The sequence below is a fragment of the Rhodococcus sp. ACPA4 genome (assembly GCF_002300185.1).
GTDB classification, from domain to species: domain Bacteria; phylum Actinomycetota; class Actinomycetes; order Mycobacteriales; family Mycobacteriaceae; genus Rhodococcus_F; species Rhodococcus_F globerula.
The window spans coordinates 3476900-3493483 of the sequence record NZ_NSDY01000001.1; the positions used below are offsets into that span (position 1 = coordinate 3476900).

Genomic DNA, 16584 nt, shown 5'->3' on the forward strand with positions numbered 1-16584 from the left:
AGATAGTTGAACAATCAACTACCTGAGTGCAAGGAGTTACGACATGCCTGCTGTGACAGTCGAGAATATTTTGGCCCTGCCCCGGCTCGACGAGCCTGCAGCGTCCGCAGTCAGCCGTCCCGTCAAGAGCATCACCACCGCTCCCGTCGGCTACGAAGGCGAAGGCTTCCCCGTACACCGCGCATTCGCGGGCATCGATCTCTCAGCACTCGACCCGTTCATCCACATGGACCAGATGGGTGAGGTCAACTACGCCCCCGGAGAACCCAAGGGCACGCCCTGGCACCCGCACCGCGGCTTCGAAACCGTCACCTACATGATCGACGGCATCATGGAGCACCAGGACTCCAACGGCGGCGGCGGCATTATCGGCGGCGGTGACACCCAGTGGATGACCGCAGGTGGCGGCATCCTCCACATCGAGACTCCCCCGGAGCACCTCGTTGTCAGCGGCGGCCTCTTCCACGGCGTCCAACTGTGGGTGAACCTCCCCCGAGACAACAAGATGGCAGCGCCGCGGTACCAGGACATCACCGGAAACAAGGTCGCTCTGCTCTCGTCGCACGACGGCGGCGCATTGGTACGCGTCATCGCAGGCGAGATCGCCGGCCACGCCGGACCGGGATCGACGTACACGCCCATCGCGTTGTCCCACACGACCATCGCACCTGGCGCCAGCGTCACGTTGCCGTGGAACCCCGAGTTCAACGCCATCGCCTATGTTCTTGCCGGTGAGGGAACCGTCGGCGCAGAGCGTCGGCCGATCCGCGCAGGCCAGACCGCCGTGTACGGACGCGGCGACTCCATCACCATCGCCGCATCCGATCATCAGGATTCCCGGACCGAATCGCTCGAGGTCTTCATCCTCGGCGGCAAGCCGATCCGCGAGCCCATCGCCATGGCCGGACCGTTTGTCATGAACACGAAGTCCGAGGTCATGCAGGCATTCGAGGACTTCCAGGCCGGACGCCTCGGTTCCATCCCGGCAGCCCACGAAACTCTGAGCTGACATGAAATCGGTAGTAGTTCAGCGTGCGCATGAACGTGCGCACCTGAACTACGGCTGGCTCACGTCCCGTCACAGCTTCCCCTTCGCCGGTAACTTCGACCACGCCGCTTACGCGCACGGACTACTTCTGGTCAACAACGACGACATCGTCGAAGCCGGCTCCGGTTTCGACACCCATCAACACCTCGATACCGAGATCGTGACGTGGGTGCTCAGCGGTTCCCTGGTCCACCAGGATTCAGCTGGGCACACCGGCGAAATTCATCGCGGCCTCGCGCAACGAATGAGCGCCGGAACCGGGATTCTGCATTCCGAGCGTAACGACACCCGGCGCGCCGACGGTACCCGCCATACAGAACCGGTCCACGTCGTCCAAATGTGGATTCCGCCAGACGAATCCGGGATCACTCCGAGCTATCAGGAACTCGACGTCAATACCGAACTCGACGCCGGTGGCTTGATCACCTTGGCGTCGGGAATGCCCGCGCATCGCGATCACAGCGCGATCACGCTTCACAACAAGTTTGCGGCGCTGCACGTTGCACGCCTCGACATCGGTCAGACGATAACCCTGCCGGACGCCCCGTATGTTCACGCCTACATCCCGCAGGGCTCCGTCACAGTCGAGGGCGTCGACACTCTCTCGACCGGAGATTCGTTGCGACTCAAGGAAACCGGCGGACATCGAGTCACCGCCGCGGAACCCGCAGAAGTTCTGATCTGGGAGATGCACGCCGGACTGCGGCCCCATCTCGTACGCTGAAAGCATTCGGCCCCAAAGGAGGAACGCCATGTCGGCGCTCACAACCCCGCACATCGACGTCCACCGCAGCGGTGATCGCCTGAAATCCCGCATCTCCTGGCTTGATTCGAAGCATTCCTTCTCGTTCGGGCAGCACTACGACCCCGACAACACTCACCACGGCCTGCTCCTCGTCAACAACGACGACACCGTGCTCGCGGGTACCGGATTCGACACCCATCCGCACAAGGACATGGAAATCGTTACCTGGGTGCTGCGCGGTTCGCTCGTTCACCAAGACTCCATCGGGCACTCCGGTGTCATCTATCCCGGACTCGCGCAACGGATGAGCGCAGGCACCGGGATCATGCACAGCGAGAAGAACGACTCGTGGCGTCTGGGCGGCCAAGAGCACTCCGATCCGGTGCACTTCATCCAGATGTGGGTTGCGCCCGACGAGGGTGGACTGACTCCCGGATACGAACAACTCGAAATCGACGACGAACTCCTACGCGGCGGACTCATACCCGTCGCCTCCGGAATGGATCGCTACAAAGATCATTCGGCTATCCGCATCAACAACAAGTACGCGGCACTGCACGTGGCGCGAATTCTCCCCGGCACAAGCGTGACCCTGCCGAACGCCCCGTTCCTCCACGTTTTCGTGGCCGAAGGGACCGCAGATATGGAGGGCACCGGCACCCTCTACGAAGGTGATGCCGTACGCATGAGCGACTCCGGCGGACAACTCGTCACCTCCGAAACCGGTGCCGAAGTGCTGGTCTGGGAAATGCACGCACGTATCGGTGGCTGAGACCCGGCGACCGGTCCCATCTCCGGTACGGGCGATACTCGGTACATGAGCATCGACAACTCCGCGCCCACCGTCAAACTTGATCCCCTCAACACCTTGATGGATGTACGCGCAGTAGCGATCACTCCTGGCGATCTCAGCTTCGCGCAGACAATCGGGGACCGCTTCCACGACCACCGCGGACGCACAGTGCTCGGATCGCTCGGCGTCATGATCGACGGCGCCATGGGTGGGGCTGTGTACTCGGGGCTCACTTCGGGTCACCAGTCGGTGCTCGCACAGGTCACGGTCAGTGCGGCCGCCGATATCCCGTCGACGGGAACAGTCGGAGCCACCGGTGCACTCGTGCACCTCGACGACGGAGTTGGACTGGCGTCGGGACAACTACGCGGTGACGACAGCACACTTCTGGCAGTGATGGCCGGGCGCGCCATGATTGTCTCGCGGCCACCCGTCGTTGCACCCGACGACTACATCGCCGGCCCTGCCCTCGATGTGCCGGTTCCCGAAGAAGTCAGTGACCTGAGTGGACTGAGCGGATCCGACGTCGTCGAAGGAATCCTGGCCGGAACTATCAAGCGTGGACCGCTCGCCGGACTCCTCGACCTCACGCTGACCGAGGTAACGCCAGGCGCTGTCGTCGGCGAACTTGCGCCGGTCGAATGGATGGCCAACCCGCTCGGCGCAGTACAGGGCGGTGTACTCATCTCCGCCACCGACGCCATCACCGGGCTCGCCGCGCAAACCCTGACTACCGCCGAACAGGATTACCGCGTCCTCGATCACAAGATCGACTTCCTGCGCTCACCCGCCATCGGTGGTCCCGTCATGCGCGGCGAAGCCAACGTGATCCGCGCCGGACGTAGGCTCGCACTCATCGAATCGCGCATCGTGGACAACACCGGTCAGGTCTACATCCGCGCCACCTCGAGCGTCCAGATGATCTCCCAGCAAGTTCACAGCTGATAACCAGCCCCGCGCCAGACCGCTCGGCCACCATTGATTCAACAGCCCAGATCAATGGAGGTAGACGCGTGAACAAAGACATCGAAGCCAGTCGGCAACGAGTGAGTCGCAGACGAGCACTGGCGCTCGGCGGCACCATCAGCCTCGGCGGACTCATCGCCGCATGTTCCGGCAACAGCGGCAGCTCGACCACGACGTCCACCGCTGCGGCCTCCACGACCACCGCCGGCACCGGCGCCGCTGCTGCCTCGGCTACCTCCGGCGACGCTGTCACCGCGCTGCTCGCCAAGGCACCACAGTGCGTCATGAGCGAGGAAGAAACTCAGGGCCCGTACTGGTTCGACGTCGACTCCATCCGCAGTGATATCCGCGAAGATCGACCAGGCACCACCCTCCAGGTCGCACTGCGGGTGCAGGACAACAGCATCTGCAACGCCGACGGCACCATCGGCGCCGTCAGCAACGCCGTCGTCGAAATCTGGCACTGCGACGCAGGCGGCGTGTACTCCGGCTTCGAGTCCGGTTCACTGAGCGCAAACGGTGGCGGCGGCGATGGAACGCCTCCGTCCGGTGGCATGGGCGAACCCCCGGCAGGCGGAATGGGTCAGCCGCCGTCGGGCGCACCCGGCGGCGGTATGGGCGGCGACATGGGTTCTATGGGCGGCTCCGGCGAAACTTCCGACGGCTCGTACAGCGTCGGTGACAGCGAAGCCACCACCACCGACGACGGCACCTACCTGCGTGGCGCCCAGACCACGGACGCAAACGGCATCGCGCAGTTCACCACCATTTTCCCGGGCTGGTACATGGGCCGCACCACGCACATCCATGTCAAGGTTCACATCGACAAGAAGACTGTCCTCACCACGCAGACCTTCTTCGAGGAGACCCTTCTCGACGAGGTGTATTCCGTCAGCCCGTACAGCGAGCACACGGGCCGTGAGAACAACACCAACAATTCCAACGACAACATCTTCTCCGACACCGGCATGATGACCGTCGAAAAGCAGTCGGACGGGTCATACCTCGCCGTCATCAATCTGGGTATCGACGCCTGAACCCGATCACCGGAAGCGGGCGGTTCAGTTGGCATCAATTGACGCTCACACCCGAACTTGTGGTGACGCAGATCGCCCGAGCACTGAACGGCTCACGATAACGACTGAGCGGATTGTGGTGATCGTGTAAGGATGGAGAAATGACCACGGCTCATCGCTCAGGCATCGACCTCACCCACCTAGACAGCGAGACCCGCGCGCAGGACGACCTGTTCGTCCATGTCAACGGGAAATGGCTCGCCGAATACGAGATTCCCGCAGACCGCGCAGTCGACGGCGCTTTCCGCACGCTGTACGACAAGGCCGAGGAAGATGTGCAGACCATCATCACCGAGGCTTCCGCGTCGTCACCGGAGTCCGGTACCGATGCCCAACGCATCGGCGATCTGTACTCGAGTTTCATGGATGCCGACGCTATCGAGGCTGCCGGTCTCACCCCGATCGACGACGAACTCGACGCAATTGCGGACGCGGCCGATCGTTCTTCGCTGGCTACCGTGATCGGACGCCATCAGCGCACGGGTGTCGGCGGCGCCATCGCGCACTACGTCGACACCGACGCCAAGAACTCCGAGCGCTACCTCATTCACTTCAGTCAGTCGGGTATCAGCCTTCCCGACGAGTCGTACTACCGCGAAGACAACTACGCCGAAATTCGCGACAAGTTCGTCGCCCACGTCGAGAAGATGTTCAACCTCGCCGGACTCGGCTACGAGGCGCAGCGGGTATTCGACCTCGAGAAGAAGATCGCGGCCGGGCACTGGGACGTCGTGAAGCGTCGTGACGCCGAGTTGAGCTACAACCTCGTCGAATTCGAGGAGCTCACCGAGCAGAACCCCGGATTGGATTGGGCTGCTTGGCTGTCCGGCTTGGGAACGACGTCCGAGAAGTTCTCGGAAATCGTGGTTCGCCAGCCCGGATTCCTGCACACCTTCACCGCACTGTGGGCGTCGGAAGAACTCGACGACTGGAAGGCATGGGCTGCCTGGAAAGTCATCCATGCGCGCGCTCCGTACCTGCATTCCTCGTTGGTGGACGAGAACTTCGCGTTCTACGGCACCGCGCTCTCGGGCACCGAGGAGAACCGTGAGCGCTGGAAGCGTGGCGTCGGCCTGGTCCAAGACCTGCTCGGCGAGGCCGTCGGCAAGCTGTACGTGGAGCGTCATTTCCCGGCCGAGGCCAAGGTTCGCATGCTGGAGTTGGTCGGCAATCTGCAGGAAGCCTACCGCCGCAACATCTCCGAACTCGAGTGGATGAGTCCGGATACCCGCAAGGCCGCACTGGCCAAGCTGGACAAGTTCACTCCCAAGATCGGCTACCCCGACAAGTGGCGTGACTACTCGGGTCTCGAGATCTCGGCTACGGACGTCGTCGGCAACTACCGCCGCGGATACGCCGCGGAATACGACCGCGATCTCGCAAAGCTGGGCGGCCCCGTCGACCGCGACGAGTGGTTCATGACCCCTCAGACGGTTAACGCGTACTACAACCCGGGTATGAACGAAATCGTGTTCCCCGCAGCAATTTTGCAGCCGCCGTTCTTCGACGCCGCCGCTGACGACGCCGCCAACTACGGCGGAATCGGTGCTGTTATCGGTCACGAGATCGGGCACGGTTTCGACGATCAGGGCGCCAAGTACGACGGCGACGGCAACATGGTCGACTGGTGGACCGACGACGATCGCACCGAATTCGGCAAGCGCACAAAAGCTTTGATCGAGCAGTACAACGAATTCGAACCCAAGGAACTGCCGGGTCATCATGTCAACGGCGAGTTCACGATCGGCGAGAACATCGGTGATCTGGGTGGGCTGTCCATCGCGATCGCGGCATACAAGATCGCGACCGAAGGCACCGAACCGCCCGTCATCGACGGCCTCACCGGTTTGCAGCGCGTGTTCTTCGGCTGGGCTCAGGTGTGGCGGACCAAGGCGCGCGAGGCCGAGGCACTGCGTCGACTCGCCGTCGACCCGCATTCACCGCCGGAGTTCCGCTGCAACGGCGTCGTCCGCAACCTCGATGTCTTTCACGAGGAGTTCGACGTCAAGCCCGGTGATGCACTGTATTTGGAGCCCGAAAAGCGCGTAAAGATCTGGTAGGGGCAAAGCCCCTGTGCGCCTTTTTGGTAGTTCGCACTACCAAAAAGGCGCACGGGGCCGAAGGCCCTAAGCTCCGTACACCGGCGTCGGGGTCTCGGCCTTCTCCAACAGCGATGCCACGACGGGTCCGATTTCCTTCGGGTCCCAGCGATCACCCTTGTCTTCGCTCGGGCCGTGACGCCATCCTTCTGCGACGGTGATCTTGCCGCCCTCGATCTCGAAGACGCGTCCCGTGACGTCCTTGGACTCGGCGCTACCGAGCCACACGACGAGCGGTGAGACGTTCTCCGGAGCCATGGCGTCGAAGCCCTCTTCCGGAGCTGCCATCATCTCGGCCATGGCGCCGCCGGCACCGACCGTCATGCGGGTACGCGCGGACGGCGCGATTGCGTTGACGCTGACGCCGTAATTCTTGAACTCTGCTGCTGCCTGGATGGTCATCTCGGCGATGCCGGCCTTGGCTGCGGCGTAGTTGCCCTGGCCGATGGAGCCCTGCAGTCCGGCGCCCGAGCTGGTGTTGATGATGCGTGCGTCGATCGGGTTGCCTGCCTTGGCCTCGGCGCGCCAGTAGGCAGCCGCGTGGCGCAGGGGCGCGAAGTGACCCTTGAGGTGGACGCGGGTGACGGCGTCCCATTCGGCTTCGCTCATGCCGACGAGCATGCGATCACGCAGGAAGCCGGCGTTGTTGACGAGCACGTCGAGGCGACCGAAGTTGTCGATGGCGGTCTTGATGAGGTTTTCCGCACCCGCCCAGTCTGCGACGTCGTCACCGTTGACGACGGCCTCGCCGCCGGCTGCGATGATTTCGGCGACTACCTGCTCGGCCGGGCTCTCGCCGGTTGCGGAGCCGTCCGCGCCTGCGCCGATGTCGTTGACGACAACCTTGGCGCCCTCTGCCGCGAATGCCAGTGCGTGCGCGCGTCCGATACCGCGACCTGCCCCGGTGATGATGACTACGCGTCCATCGACCAATCCACTCATTTTTATCTCCTATTGCACTCTGCTCGGGCTTGTCGGCTCCGCTTGTGTGCTAACTTACCAAGCAATCGCTTGGTTTGGTACACAGACGTAAGGAAACCCGCTATGGGCATCAGCACCTCCTCCGACGGGACCGGCATCACCACGGTCACCATCGACTACGCACCGGTCAATGCAATCCCCTCGCAGGGTTGGTTCGATCTCGCCGACGCGATCCTTGCCGCAGGTAAGGACCTCAATACCCACGTCGTGATCCTGCGAGCCGAAGGCCGTGGTTTCAACGCCGGCGTCGACATCAAGGAGATGCAGGCCACCGACGGCTACGACGCTCTGGTTGCTGCCAACCGCGGTTGCGCTGCTGCTTTTGCCGCGGTCTACGACTGCGCCGTTCCGGTTGTCGTGGCAGTCAACGGCTTCTGCGTCGGCGGCGGCATCGGCCTGGTCGGCAACGCTGACGTCATCGTCGCGTCCGACGACGCGATCTTCTCCCTCCCTGAGGTCGACCGCGGTGCACTCGGCGCAGCCACCCACCTCGCTCGCCTGGTACCGCAGCACATGATGCGCACGCTGTACTACACGGCGCAGAGCGTCGACGCCCACACACTCAAGCAGTTCGGCAGCGTCTACGACGTCGTCCCGCGCGAGAAGCTCGACGATTGCGCCCGCGAGATCGCCGCCAAGATCGCCGCCAAGGACACCCGCATCATCCGGTGCGCGAAGGAAGCCATCAACGGCATCGACCCCGTCGACGTCAAGAGCAGCTACCGCCTCGAGCAGGGATACACCTTCGAGCTCAACCTGCTCGGTGTGTCCGACGAGCATCGCGACGAGTTCGTCGCAACCGGCAAGCCGCGTGAGAACGCAACCCAGAAGGAAGGCTGAGACATCATGGCTAGCAAGCGTGACAAGACAATGTCGCTCGACGAGGTTGTCGGCGAGCTTCGCTCCGGAATGACCATCGGATTGGGCGGCTGGGGATCTCGCCGCAAGCCGATGGCTTTCGTGCGCGCGATCCTGCGTTCGGACATCAAGGACCTGACCGTCGTCACGTACGGTGGACCGGATCTCGGCCTGCTGTGCTCGGCCGGCAAGGTCAAGAAGGCGTACTACGGCTTCGTGTCCCTGGACTCGGCTCCGTTCTACGACCCGTGGTTTGCCAAGGCACGCACCAACGGTGAGATCGAGTCCCGCGAAATGGACGAGGGAATGGTCAAGTGCGGCCTCGAAGCTGCAGCTGCCCGTCTCCCCTTCCTGCCGATCCGCGCAGGCCTGGGATCCGATGTCCGTAACTTCTGGGGCGACGAACTCAAGACCGTCACCTCCCCGTACCCCGAGGCCGACGGCCGCTCCGAGACCCTGATCGCGATGCCCGCGCTCAACCTCGACGCGTCGTTCGTTCACCTCAACCTCGGCGACAAGCACGGCAATGCCGCATACAACGGCGTCGACCCGTACTTCGACGACCTGTACTGCATGGCAGCGGAGAAGCGTTACGTCTCGGTGGAACGCATCGTCGAAACCGAGGAACTGGTCAAATCCGTTCCGCTGCAGAATCTTCTGATCAACCGCATGATGGTCGACGGTGTCGTCGAGGCCCCGAACGGCGCGCACTTCACCCTTGCCGGCGAGAGCTACGGCCGCGACGAGAAGTTCCAGCGTCACTACGCCGAAGCCGCAAAGACCCCCGAGTCGTGGCAGGCATTTGTCGACACCTTCCTCTCCGGCAGCGAAGAGGATTACCAGGCCGCAGTAAAGAAGTTTGCAGAGGAGCAGGCGTCATGAGCGAATCCACCGTCACCCGCGCAGAGTACGTAGTCCTGGCTTGCGCCGAAATCTTCTCCGGCGCAGGTGAAATCATGGCCAGCCCGATGTCGACGTCATCGACCATCGGCGCTCGCCTTGCCCGCCTGACCACCGAACCTGATCTCCTGATCACCGACGGCGAAGCCCTCATCCTCGAGGACACCCCAGCAGTGGGAACGAAGGGCCCCATCGAAGGATGGATGCCGTTCCGCAAGGTGTTCGACGTGGTCGCTTCCGGTCGTCGCCACGTGGTCATGGGCGCAAACCAGCTCGATCGCCACGGTAACCAGAACCTCTCCGCGTTCGGCCCGCTTCAGCAGCCGTCGCGTCAGATGTTCGGTGTGCGCGGCGCTCCGGGTAACACGATCAACCACGCCACGAGCTACTTCGTCCCCAAGCACTCCAAGCGAGTGTTCGTCGACAAGGTCGACGTGGTGTGCGGCGTCGGCTACGACCAGATCGATCCCGAGAACCCGGCATACAAGTACCTCAACATCCCCCGCGTTGTCACCAATCTCGGTGTCTTCGACTTCGGCGGACCGGGAAACACCTTCCGCGCGTTGAGCCTTCACCCCGGCGTCACGGCCGAAGAGGTTGCCGAGAACACCTCGTTCGAGGTTGCCGGACTCGCCGAGGCAGGCGTCACCCGCGAACCCACAGTAGAAGAGCTCCACCTCATTCGCGAGACGCTCGACCCGCGCAACCTGCGGGACCGTGAGGTCTCGGCATGACCCCCACCCTCAAGACTGCGCTGACCGAACTGGTCGGCGTGGACTACCCGATCGTGCAGACAGGCATGGGCTGGGTTTCCGGTCCCGCTCTCACGTCGGCGACGGCTAACGCCGGTGGTCTGGGCATCCTGGCTTCGGCCACGATGACGTACGACGAGCTCGAGCACGCGATCAAGAAGACGAAGCAGCTCACGAACAAGCCCTTCGGCGTCAACATGCGCGCCGACGCCACCGACGCGAAGCAGCGTATCGATCTGCTCATCCGCGAAGGTGTCAAGGTTGCGTCATTTGCCTTGGCTCCCAAGAAGGATCTGATCTCCAAGCTCAAGGACAACGGCATCGTTGTCGTTCCGTCCATCGGTGCTGCAAAGCATGCCGTGAAGGTTGCGTCCTGGGGCGCGGACGCCGTCGTCGTCCAGGGCGGCGAGGGTGGCGGTCACACCGGCGGTGTGGCAACAACCCTTCTGCTCCCCTCGGTCCTCGACGCCGTCGACATTCCGGTTATCGCCGGTGGTGGTTTCTTCGACGGCCGCGGCCTGACGGCTGCACTCGCGTACGGCGCTGCCGGCGTGGCGATGGGCACGCGTTTCCTGCTCACGAGCGATTCCTCGGTACCGGATTCCGTCAAGCAGGAATACCTCAAGCGCGGACTGACGGATACGACGGTTTCACGCAAGGTCGACGGCATGCCGCACCGCGTGCTCAACACCGACCTGGTCAACAGTCTCGAAGGTTCCAGCTACGCAACCGGTTTGATCGCTGCCGCCAAGAACGCCATGAAGTTCAAGGCAATGACCGGCATGAAGTGGTCAACCCTCGCCAAGGACGGAATCGCGATGAAGCGATCCGGCGACCGCACCATCATGCAGATCATCATGGCCGCCAATACCCCGATGTTGCTCAAAGCCGGTCTGGTGGAAGGTAACACCGAAGCCGGCGTCCTGGCGTCGGGTCAGGTTGTCGGCATGATCAACGATCTGCCCAGCTGCAAGGAACTGATCGACAGCATCATGGAAGACGCCGTCAAGCGCATCGACGCGCTGGCCGCTCTTCGCTGAACACGTAGCAATCACTGAGTGCGTCTCCCCCGATATCAGGGGAGGCGCACTCAGTGCGTTAAAGCTGCGTCGGGCACAGCTCTCATCGCGTCCGCCAACTCCGCCGCCATCGTTCCCTTGTTCTCCACCACGACGGTCTCGCAGCCCTGCCAGAGTGCGGTTCGTCGGAGCAGCGCCGCCAGGCGCGGTGCAGTATCTGCGTCGGCGTCGGGTTCTGCCCAGGCGGAGCGCACGATCAGTTGACGGTTCTGACGGTCATTCTTGAGATCGACTCGCGCACAGATCTTGTCGTCGATCAGCACCGGCAGGACATAGTAACCGTGGACCCGCTTGTGGGCGGGAGTGTAGATCTCGATCCGGTAGTGAAAGTCGAAGAGCCGCAACGCTCGATCACGCGCCCATACGACCGGATCGAAGGGAGACAACAGAGCGTCGGCCCGAATTGTCCTTGGCCGTTTGGCCTGAGGATCGATCCATACCTCTCGCGGCTTTCCTCGACGCTCCCAACCTTCGACGGAGGCGGGGCGCACGCTGCCGGCGTCTTCGAGCTCTCGCAGTGCAACTCGTGTCTCGGCGCTGGGGAGTCGAAAGTAGTCGGCGATATCGTCGAGAGTGCCCAGTCCGTGTGCCCGCACTCCGCGCAGCACAAGCTCACGGATCGCGTCCGGCCGCTCCACCCTGGCGTCGAGTATCGCCGGCGGCAGCATGTTCTCGGCGAGTGCGTAGCGACGTTCGAACCCCGTTCGACCTGCCGATACCACCTCGCCCCATCGGAACAGGGTCTCCAGGCCGACCTTCACGTCGGACCACCCCCACCAGGGTCCGCGCCGCGTGTTCGCGTCGTGCTCGACCTCGCTCGCCGCCATCGGCCCGTTGTCCCGCAATTCGCTGCGCAACCACTCGAGAAAGTCGAGCCGATCGGACGCCCATCCGTTCTTGTCTGCGAGGGCCTTGGCCCGAAACTGATCCATTCGCCAACGAAAAAGCGGCCACATGTCGATGGGTAGGAATGTCGCTTCGTGGCCCCAGTATTCGAGGTATCCCGATCCTGGTGCAAAGGCGAGCTGATCGAGTCTGGACTTGTCGTACGCACCCATTCGCGCATAGATCGGCAGATAGTGACTGCGCTCGAATACGTTGACCGAATCGATTTGGAGCACCTGCAAGCGGTCCATCACCCCGATCAGATTGCGTCGTGTCACGGCTGCAGGATGCGCTTTGCCAAACCCCTGAGCTGCAAGCGCAATGCGACGCGCCGCGGCCGGTGACACAACTTCGCTCATACTCGAGGAGACTAGCCATCACCACCGACAGCAAATTCGAGAACCCCGATTGAGCCTGCCGAAATCGGGTTACCCTCGAGTGTGGAATTCGACTGGCTCGAACTTGTGCTCACTGCCCACCGTGAATTCGGTTCACGACTCGCTCAGGTCGAGGACTGGACTGCGCCCACTCCCGATTCCGACTGGCAGGTGGAACACCTGGTTCGTCATGTGATCGAGGAACAACAGTGGGTGCCGCCGCTGCTGTCCGGGCTCACCGTGGGCGAAGCGACGCCGGACATCGTTCCGGTGGGCGACGATCTGTGGACCGAATGGCAGAAGTACTCCGAAGCCGCGATCAACGCCTGGAAGTCGACAAATCTCGATACGCAGGTTCATCTGTCCTACGGCACGGTGGACATGGAGCCGTATCTGCGTCAGCAGACCTCTGACGTCACGATTCACGCGTGGGACCTGGGGCGGGCCGTTGGTGCGGACGACCGATTGGACCCGACGCTCGTCGAAGCCGTCTGGTCCGACCTCGACGGTCAACGCGACATGCTGGCCGAAAGCGGTTTGTTTGCCGCCCCGGTCGAGATTCCCGAGGACTCGCCTCTGCAGGACAAGTTGATGGCACTGACCGGCCGTGATCCGCGCTGAAGGAGACGCGCTAAAGGAGATCTGCCTCCGAGAAACGCCCTCTCAGATCGATACCGATCTCGGCGTGACGGAGTAAGAACGACTTCTCGTCGTACCCTTTGCGACGCAACCAGAGTGTGACTTCGCTGTTGCATTTGCTGGCGTTGCACGACGCGCAGGCCGGCGCAATGTTGTCGAGCGTGTATCGGCCTCCCCGCGAGATCGCGAGAACACAATCACGTTGCAGCGGTACGTCTGGCGCGCCGCAGTAGGCGCACCCACCCCACGAGGATCTGAGCGCGGCCCACTGCTCGGTGCTGAGGTCGTGTGTCGTGCTGTCCATCCGGCGCTTGCGTTTGCGCGCGTATCGGGCTTTGCGACTGCGGTTGATCGTCACCTCGTCATGCTACTGACCGCCGCTAGACACCTACCGCGACACCCGCCGTGCGAGCGGCACCGTCCCACCCGCCAGTCGGTGCCGGAAGGCCCAGGAGTGCCGCCACTGTCGGCGCCACGTCGATCGTGCGCACGGGGGTGTCGACGCGGCGGCCGCCGTCGAGGCCAGGATGCCCACCACTGAGGAAGAACGGAATCGGCAGTGTCACGGAGTGGCCGTGATTGCCAGGGATCGGGTTGGACAGCGGTGTCGGATCACTGAACCGCCACCCCTGTGCGCAGAACGCAACAACATCACCGGCATTGTCACCGAGATTGAATTCCGCCGGCAGATGGCTCGATTCGACGCCGTCGACGGCGGAGACAATTTCCTGAATACGTCGAACAGCCTCGGCCCGTTCCTGATCCGGTCCTACGAAGTAGATCAGATCCGCGCCACCGTTCTGCGCGATGCGGATCTTCCCGGCCAACAACGGATCTGCGTTGAGCGGACGATCCAGCCCGATAAGGCGCGTCGGCTCCGACCAGTCCATCGAGTGATCGGCCAGCACGATGAGGACGCTCCGATTCCACCGTCCGGTGCTGTGAAGGAAATCGACAAAGCGTCGAACCTGATTGTCGGTGTTCTGCAGTGCGGCGGTACGCGCGATCCGAATCGACGGTCCCGAAAGATCAAGGTGACCAACACGGTCCACGTCACCGAGGTTGGTGAACGACAAGCGCGGTGAGTTCTCGCCGACGATCCGGATCAACGCGTCGATCGTGAAGTTGTCCGGGGCGTGCTCGGTGCCGGGAAGCAGCGGTTGCGGATCCCAGACGACGGATGCGCGATCACCGAACAGCCCGTGCAGGTATTGCTTGGACAGCACACTCGCAGTGGTCAATCCGAGTTCGGTGCGCACGCGGTCGAGGACCGTCGACGTCTGCAGATCCGAGGCCTGATCGAGGTCGCGCATCTTGTCGATCGCCGGGTCGTAGACGGAATTGGCCGGCACACCCGAACGCACGGGGTACACACCCGTCATCATCGCCGTGTGGTTGGGAAGCGTCTCCGCGATGTTGATCGCGCTGGCATTCGGGTAGTGGACACCGCCCGCGGCCAGTCCGGTCAGCATCGGAGTGAGATCTGCTCGCAGTTCGTCCGGGCGCATACCGTCGACAACGACGACGTAGACGTCGACATCGGGCAGACCGCCACCGATAGGCACACCCGCGTGCGCGGGTGCACCGAGCAAAGCTGTTCCGGCAAGCACACTTCCGCCGATCAAGACGTTGCGGCGGGAGAGTTCGAGGCTCACTGGTTGACTCCTGGTCGGTACGAGTTCGGGTCGAGCGGACTGAAGGACGGAGCTACCCTGGCACCCGCACCGGCAGGCAGGCGGTAGCTGGTTGCGTAGTGGGCGTTGCTCTGTGGATCGGTGACGTTGTCGACGAAGTACCAATCCATCTGGGTACCGTCGCGGGCGATGTCGAATACGCCGTATCCGTGCGAATCCAATTCGACGTACCGAACGTGGCGATTGACCGCCTTGAACGCTTCTTCTGCCGCAACGGATGCGGTGCGCGGCGGCACTTTCAACATGTCGTCGATGTTGGGAGAGGTTACCGACGGAACGACGAACTCTGCTCCGACGGTCGGTCCACCCGGATAGTTGGCGGCGTTAGTGGGCAGGTCACACGCCCACGACGTGTGAATGTCACCGGTGATAAAGACTGTGTTGTCAACGTTGTTCGACGTGATGGCGTCGAACAGTCGTGTGCGGTCGGCGGTGTAGCCGTCCCACTGATCGGTGTTGTACGGGTACCCGGCCTGCGGGATTCCCACCAGTTCGGTCAGCGCCGCGGTAGTAGCCGGTTCGAGCGGCGGAAACACGCACGGCGTGATCATGACGGGATTACCGACGATCTTCCATTGCGCCGGGGAGCTGACGATGCCGCTGGTGAGCCAATCCATTTGCGCACGTCCGGTAATGGTGCGATTCGGGTCGTCGACCTGACGCAATGTGGGCTGCTCGTCGCGGTACGTGCGCAAATCCAGCATCGAGATTTCGGCCAGGTTCCCGAAGCGGAACCGCCGGTACAGTTGAACGCTCGAACCACTGCCAGAGGGCCGAACCGGCATCCACTCGAAATAGGCCTTGACCGAGTTGGCCTTTCGATCCGCCCAATCGCCTTCGACACCGGGAGTGTGGTTTTCGGCGCCGTCCCGGAACGCATTGTCCGCCGATTCGTGATCGTCCCACGTGGTGATGAACGGCAGTTTCAGATGCAGAGCAGCAAGGTCCGGGTCGGTCTTGTACTGCGCGTGCCGGATTCGGTAGTCGGCCAGGGAAATGATCTCGTGTGCCGGTTCGTGCAGCCGTACCGATCCGTTTCTCGCGCCGTATTCCCCCTGACCGTATTCGTAGATGTAATCGCCCAGGTGGATGATCGCATCGAGATCCTCCCTGAACCCGAGATGGCGGTAGGCACCGAAATACCCGGCCTCCCAGTTGGAGCAGGAGACAACACCGAAGCGCATCCGTTCGAGATCTGCCGAATTCGACGGAGCGGTGCGTGTGCGGCCGACGGGCGAAACTACCGAACCGGTGGTGAATCGGTACCAGTACGTAGTGGAGGAATCGAGTCCCGTCACATCAACTTTGGCAGTGTGATCCGAATCTGCCGAAGCCACAACACTTCCCGACGCCACGACAGTCGCGAACCCCTCATCGGTCGCGACGTGCCAGTTCAGCGTCACTGCCGGCCCGATCCCCGAACCCGGGGTCGCGTCGGCCGTCGGCGTGATGCGCGTCCAGATGATGACGGCGTCCGGCAGTGGGTCACCGGACGCAACGCCGTGGTTGAAGCCGGCAGGCACCGCGGCACTCGCACGGTTCGCCGAGGCGACACCGAGGCCCACCGCACCGGCAAGTGCTGCCGAGCTCTGCAGGAGGCCACGTCTGGTTATTCGATCAAAGGCATTCGTGTGCACGCTAGGAGTGAATCTGCATCTGAACAGATGTTCAAGAGAGCTTCGGAATGTTCAT

General features: G+C 62.8%; 16 protein-coding genes. 11 read left to right on the plus strand and 5 right to left on the minus strand.

All coding sequences use genetic code 11. From position 1 onward, the window contains the following. The first annotated feature begins 43 nt into the window (after positions 1–43). From CJ178_RS15715 to CJ178_RS15740, 6 genes are all read left to right on the plus strand, one after another. Positions 44–1009, plus strand: a complete 966-nt coding sequence (locus tag CJ178_RS15715; protein WP_095887095.1) for a pirin family protein — start codon at positions 44–46, stop codon at positions 1007–1009. A gap of 1 nt (position 1010) precedes the next feature. Continuing rightward, positions 1011–1772, plus strand: a complete 762-nt coding sequence (locus tag CJ178_RS15720; protein ID WP_045064874.1) for a pirin family protein — start codon at positions 1011–1013, stop codon at positions 1770–1772. Between the two features lie 28 nt (positions 1773–1800). Then, complete coding sequence (locus CJ178_RS15725; protein WP_045064876.1) at positions 1801–2565, plus strand: pirin family protein; 765 nt, start codon at positions 1801–1803, stop codon at positions 2563–2565. 45 nt (positions 2566–2610) lie between these two features. After that, positions 2611–3531, plus strand: a complete 921-nt coding sequence (locus CJ178_RS15730) for a PaaI family thioesterase (RefSeq protein ID WP_045064878.1) — start codon at positions 2611–2613, stop codon at positions 3529–3531. Between the two features lie 68 nt (positions 3532–3599). Beyond that, on the plus strand, positions 3600–4589 hold the full coding sequence (locus CJ178_RS15735; protein WP_095887096.1) for a protocatechuate dioxygenase: 990 nt from the start codon (positions 3600–3602) through the stop codon (positions 4587–4589). Positions 4590–4729: 140 nt separating this feature from the next. Then, entirely contained in the window at positions 4730–6688 is a 1959-nt protein-coding gene (locus CJ178_RS15740; RefSeq protein WP_045064883.1) for a M13 family metallopeptidase, read from the plus strand. A 66-nt stretch (positions 6689–6754) separates the two neighbouring features. Here the strand turns inward: CJ178_RS15740 and CJ178_RS15745 are convergent, their stop codons facing one another. After that, positions 6755–7669 (minus strand): SDR family oxidoreductase, encoded by a 915-nt coding sequence (locus CJ178_RS15745; protein ID WP_033236661.1) that lies wholly within the window; start codon positions 7667–7669, stop codon positions 6755–6757. Between the two features lie 102 nt (positions 7670–7771). On the opposite strand from CJ178_RS15745, the gene echA20 reads away from it, so the two are divergent. From echA20 to CJ178_RS15765, 4 genes are read left to right on the plus strand one after another with little or no spacing between them, the layout of a single operon-like run. Next, entirely contained in the window at positions 7772–8548 is a 777-nt protein-coding gene (gene echA20, locus CJ178_RS15750) for a (7aS)-7a-methyl-1,5-dioxo-2,3,5,6,7,7a-hexahydro-1H-indene-carboxyl-CoA hydrolase (protein ID WP_033236660.1), read from the plus strand. Positions 8549–8554: 6 nt separating this feature from the next. Then, a complete protein-coding gene (ipdA, locus tag CJ178_RS15755; protein WP_033236659.1) occupies positions 8555–9448 on the plus strand; it encodes a cholesterol ring-cleaving hydrolase subunit IpdA in 894 nt (297 codons plus the stop codon). Beyond that, positions 9445–10200, plus strand: a complete 756-nt coding sequence (locus CJ178_RS15760) for a CoA-transferase subunit beta (protein WP_033236658.1) — start codon at positions 9445–9447, stop codon at positions 10198–10200. Before ipdA ends, CJ178_RS15760 begins: the two co-directional genes overlap by 4 nt. Further along, on the plus strand, positions 10197–11258 hold the full coding sequence (locus CJ178_RS15765) for an NAD(P)H-dependent flavin oxidoreductase (protein ID WP_033236657.1): 1062 nt from the start codon (positions 10197–10199) through the stop codon (positions 11256–11258). The genes CJ178_RS15760 and CJ178_RS15765 overlap by 4 nt, the downstream gene beginning before the upstream one ends. A 50-nt stretch (positions 11259–11308) precedes the next feature. On the opposite strand, the gene CJ178_RS15770 is transcribed toward CJ178_RS15765, so the two are convergent. Beyond that, a complete protein-coding gene (locus CJ178_RS15770; protein WP_095887097.1) occupies positions 11309–12541 on the minus strand; it encodes a winged helix-turn-helix domain-containing protein in 1233 nt (410 codons plus the stop codon). An 81-nt stretch (positions 12542–12622) separates the two neighbouring features. Between CJ178_RS15770 and CJ178_RS15775 the strand changes: the two genes are divergently transcribed. After that, positions 12623–13180, plus strand: coding sequence for a TIGR03086 family metal-binding protein (locus tag CJ178_RS15775; protein WP_095887098.1), 558 nt, complete (start codon positions 12623–12625; stop codon positions 13178–13180). A gap of 10 nt (positions 13181–13190) precedes the next feature. Here the strand turns inward: CJ178_RS15775 and CJ178_RS15780 are convergent, their stop codons facing one another. The 3 genes from CJ178_RS15780 to CJ178_RS15790 are packed head-to-tail and all read right to left on the minus strand — an operon-like array spanning position 13191 to position 16529. After that, on the minus strand, positions 13191–13556 hold the full coding sequence (locus tag CJ178_RS15780) for an HNH endonuclease (RefSeq protein WP_257013204.1): 366 nt from the start codon (positions 13554–13556) through the stop codon (positions 13191–13193). A 22-nt stretch (positions 13557–13578) separates the two neighbouring features. After that, complete coding sequence (locus CJ178_RS15785; RefSeq protein ID WP_095887099.1) at positions 13579–14853, minus strand: alkaline phosphatase family protein; 1275 nt, start codon at positions 14851–14853, stop codon at positions 13579–13581. Continuing rightward, a complete protein-coding gene (locus tag CJ178_RS15790; RefSeq protein ID WP_095887100.1) occupies positions 14850–16529 on the minus strand; it encodes an alkaline phosphatase D family protein in 1680 nt (559 codons plus the stop codon). The genes CJ178_RS15785 and CJ178_RS15790 overlap by 4 nt, the downstream gene beginning before the upstream one ends. Positions 16530–16584: the final 55 nt, after the last annotated feature.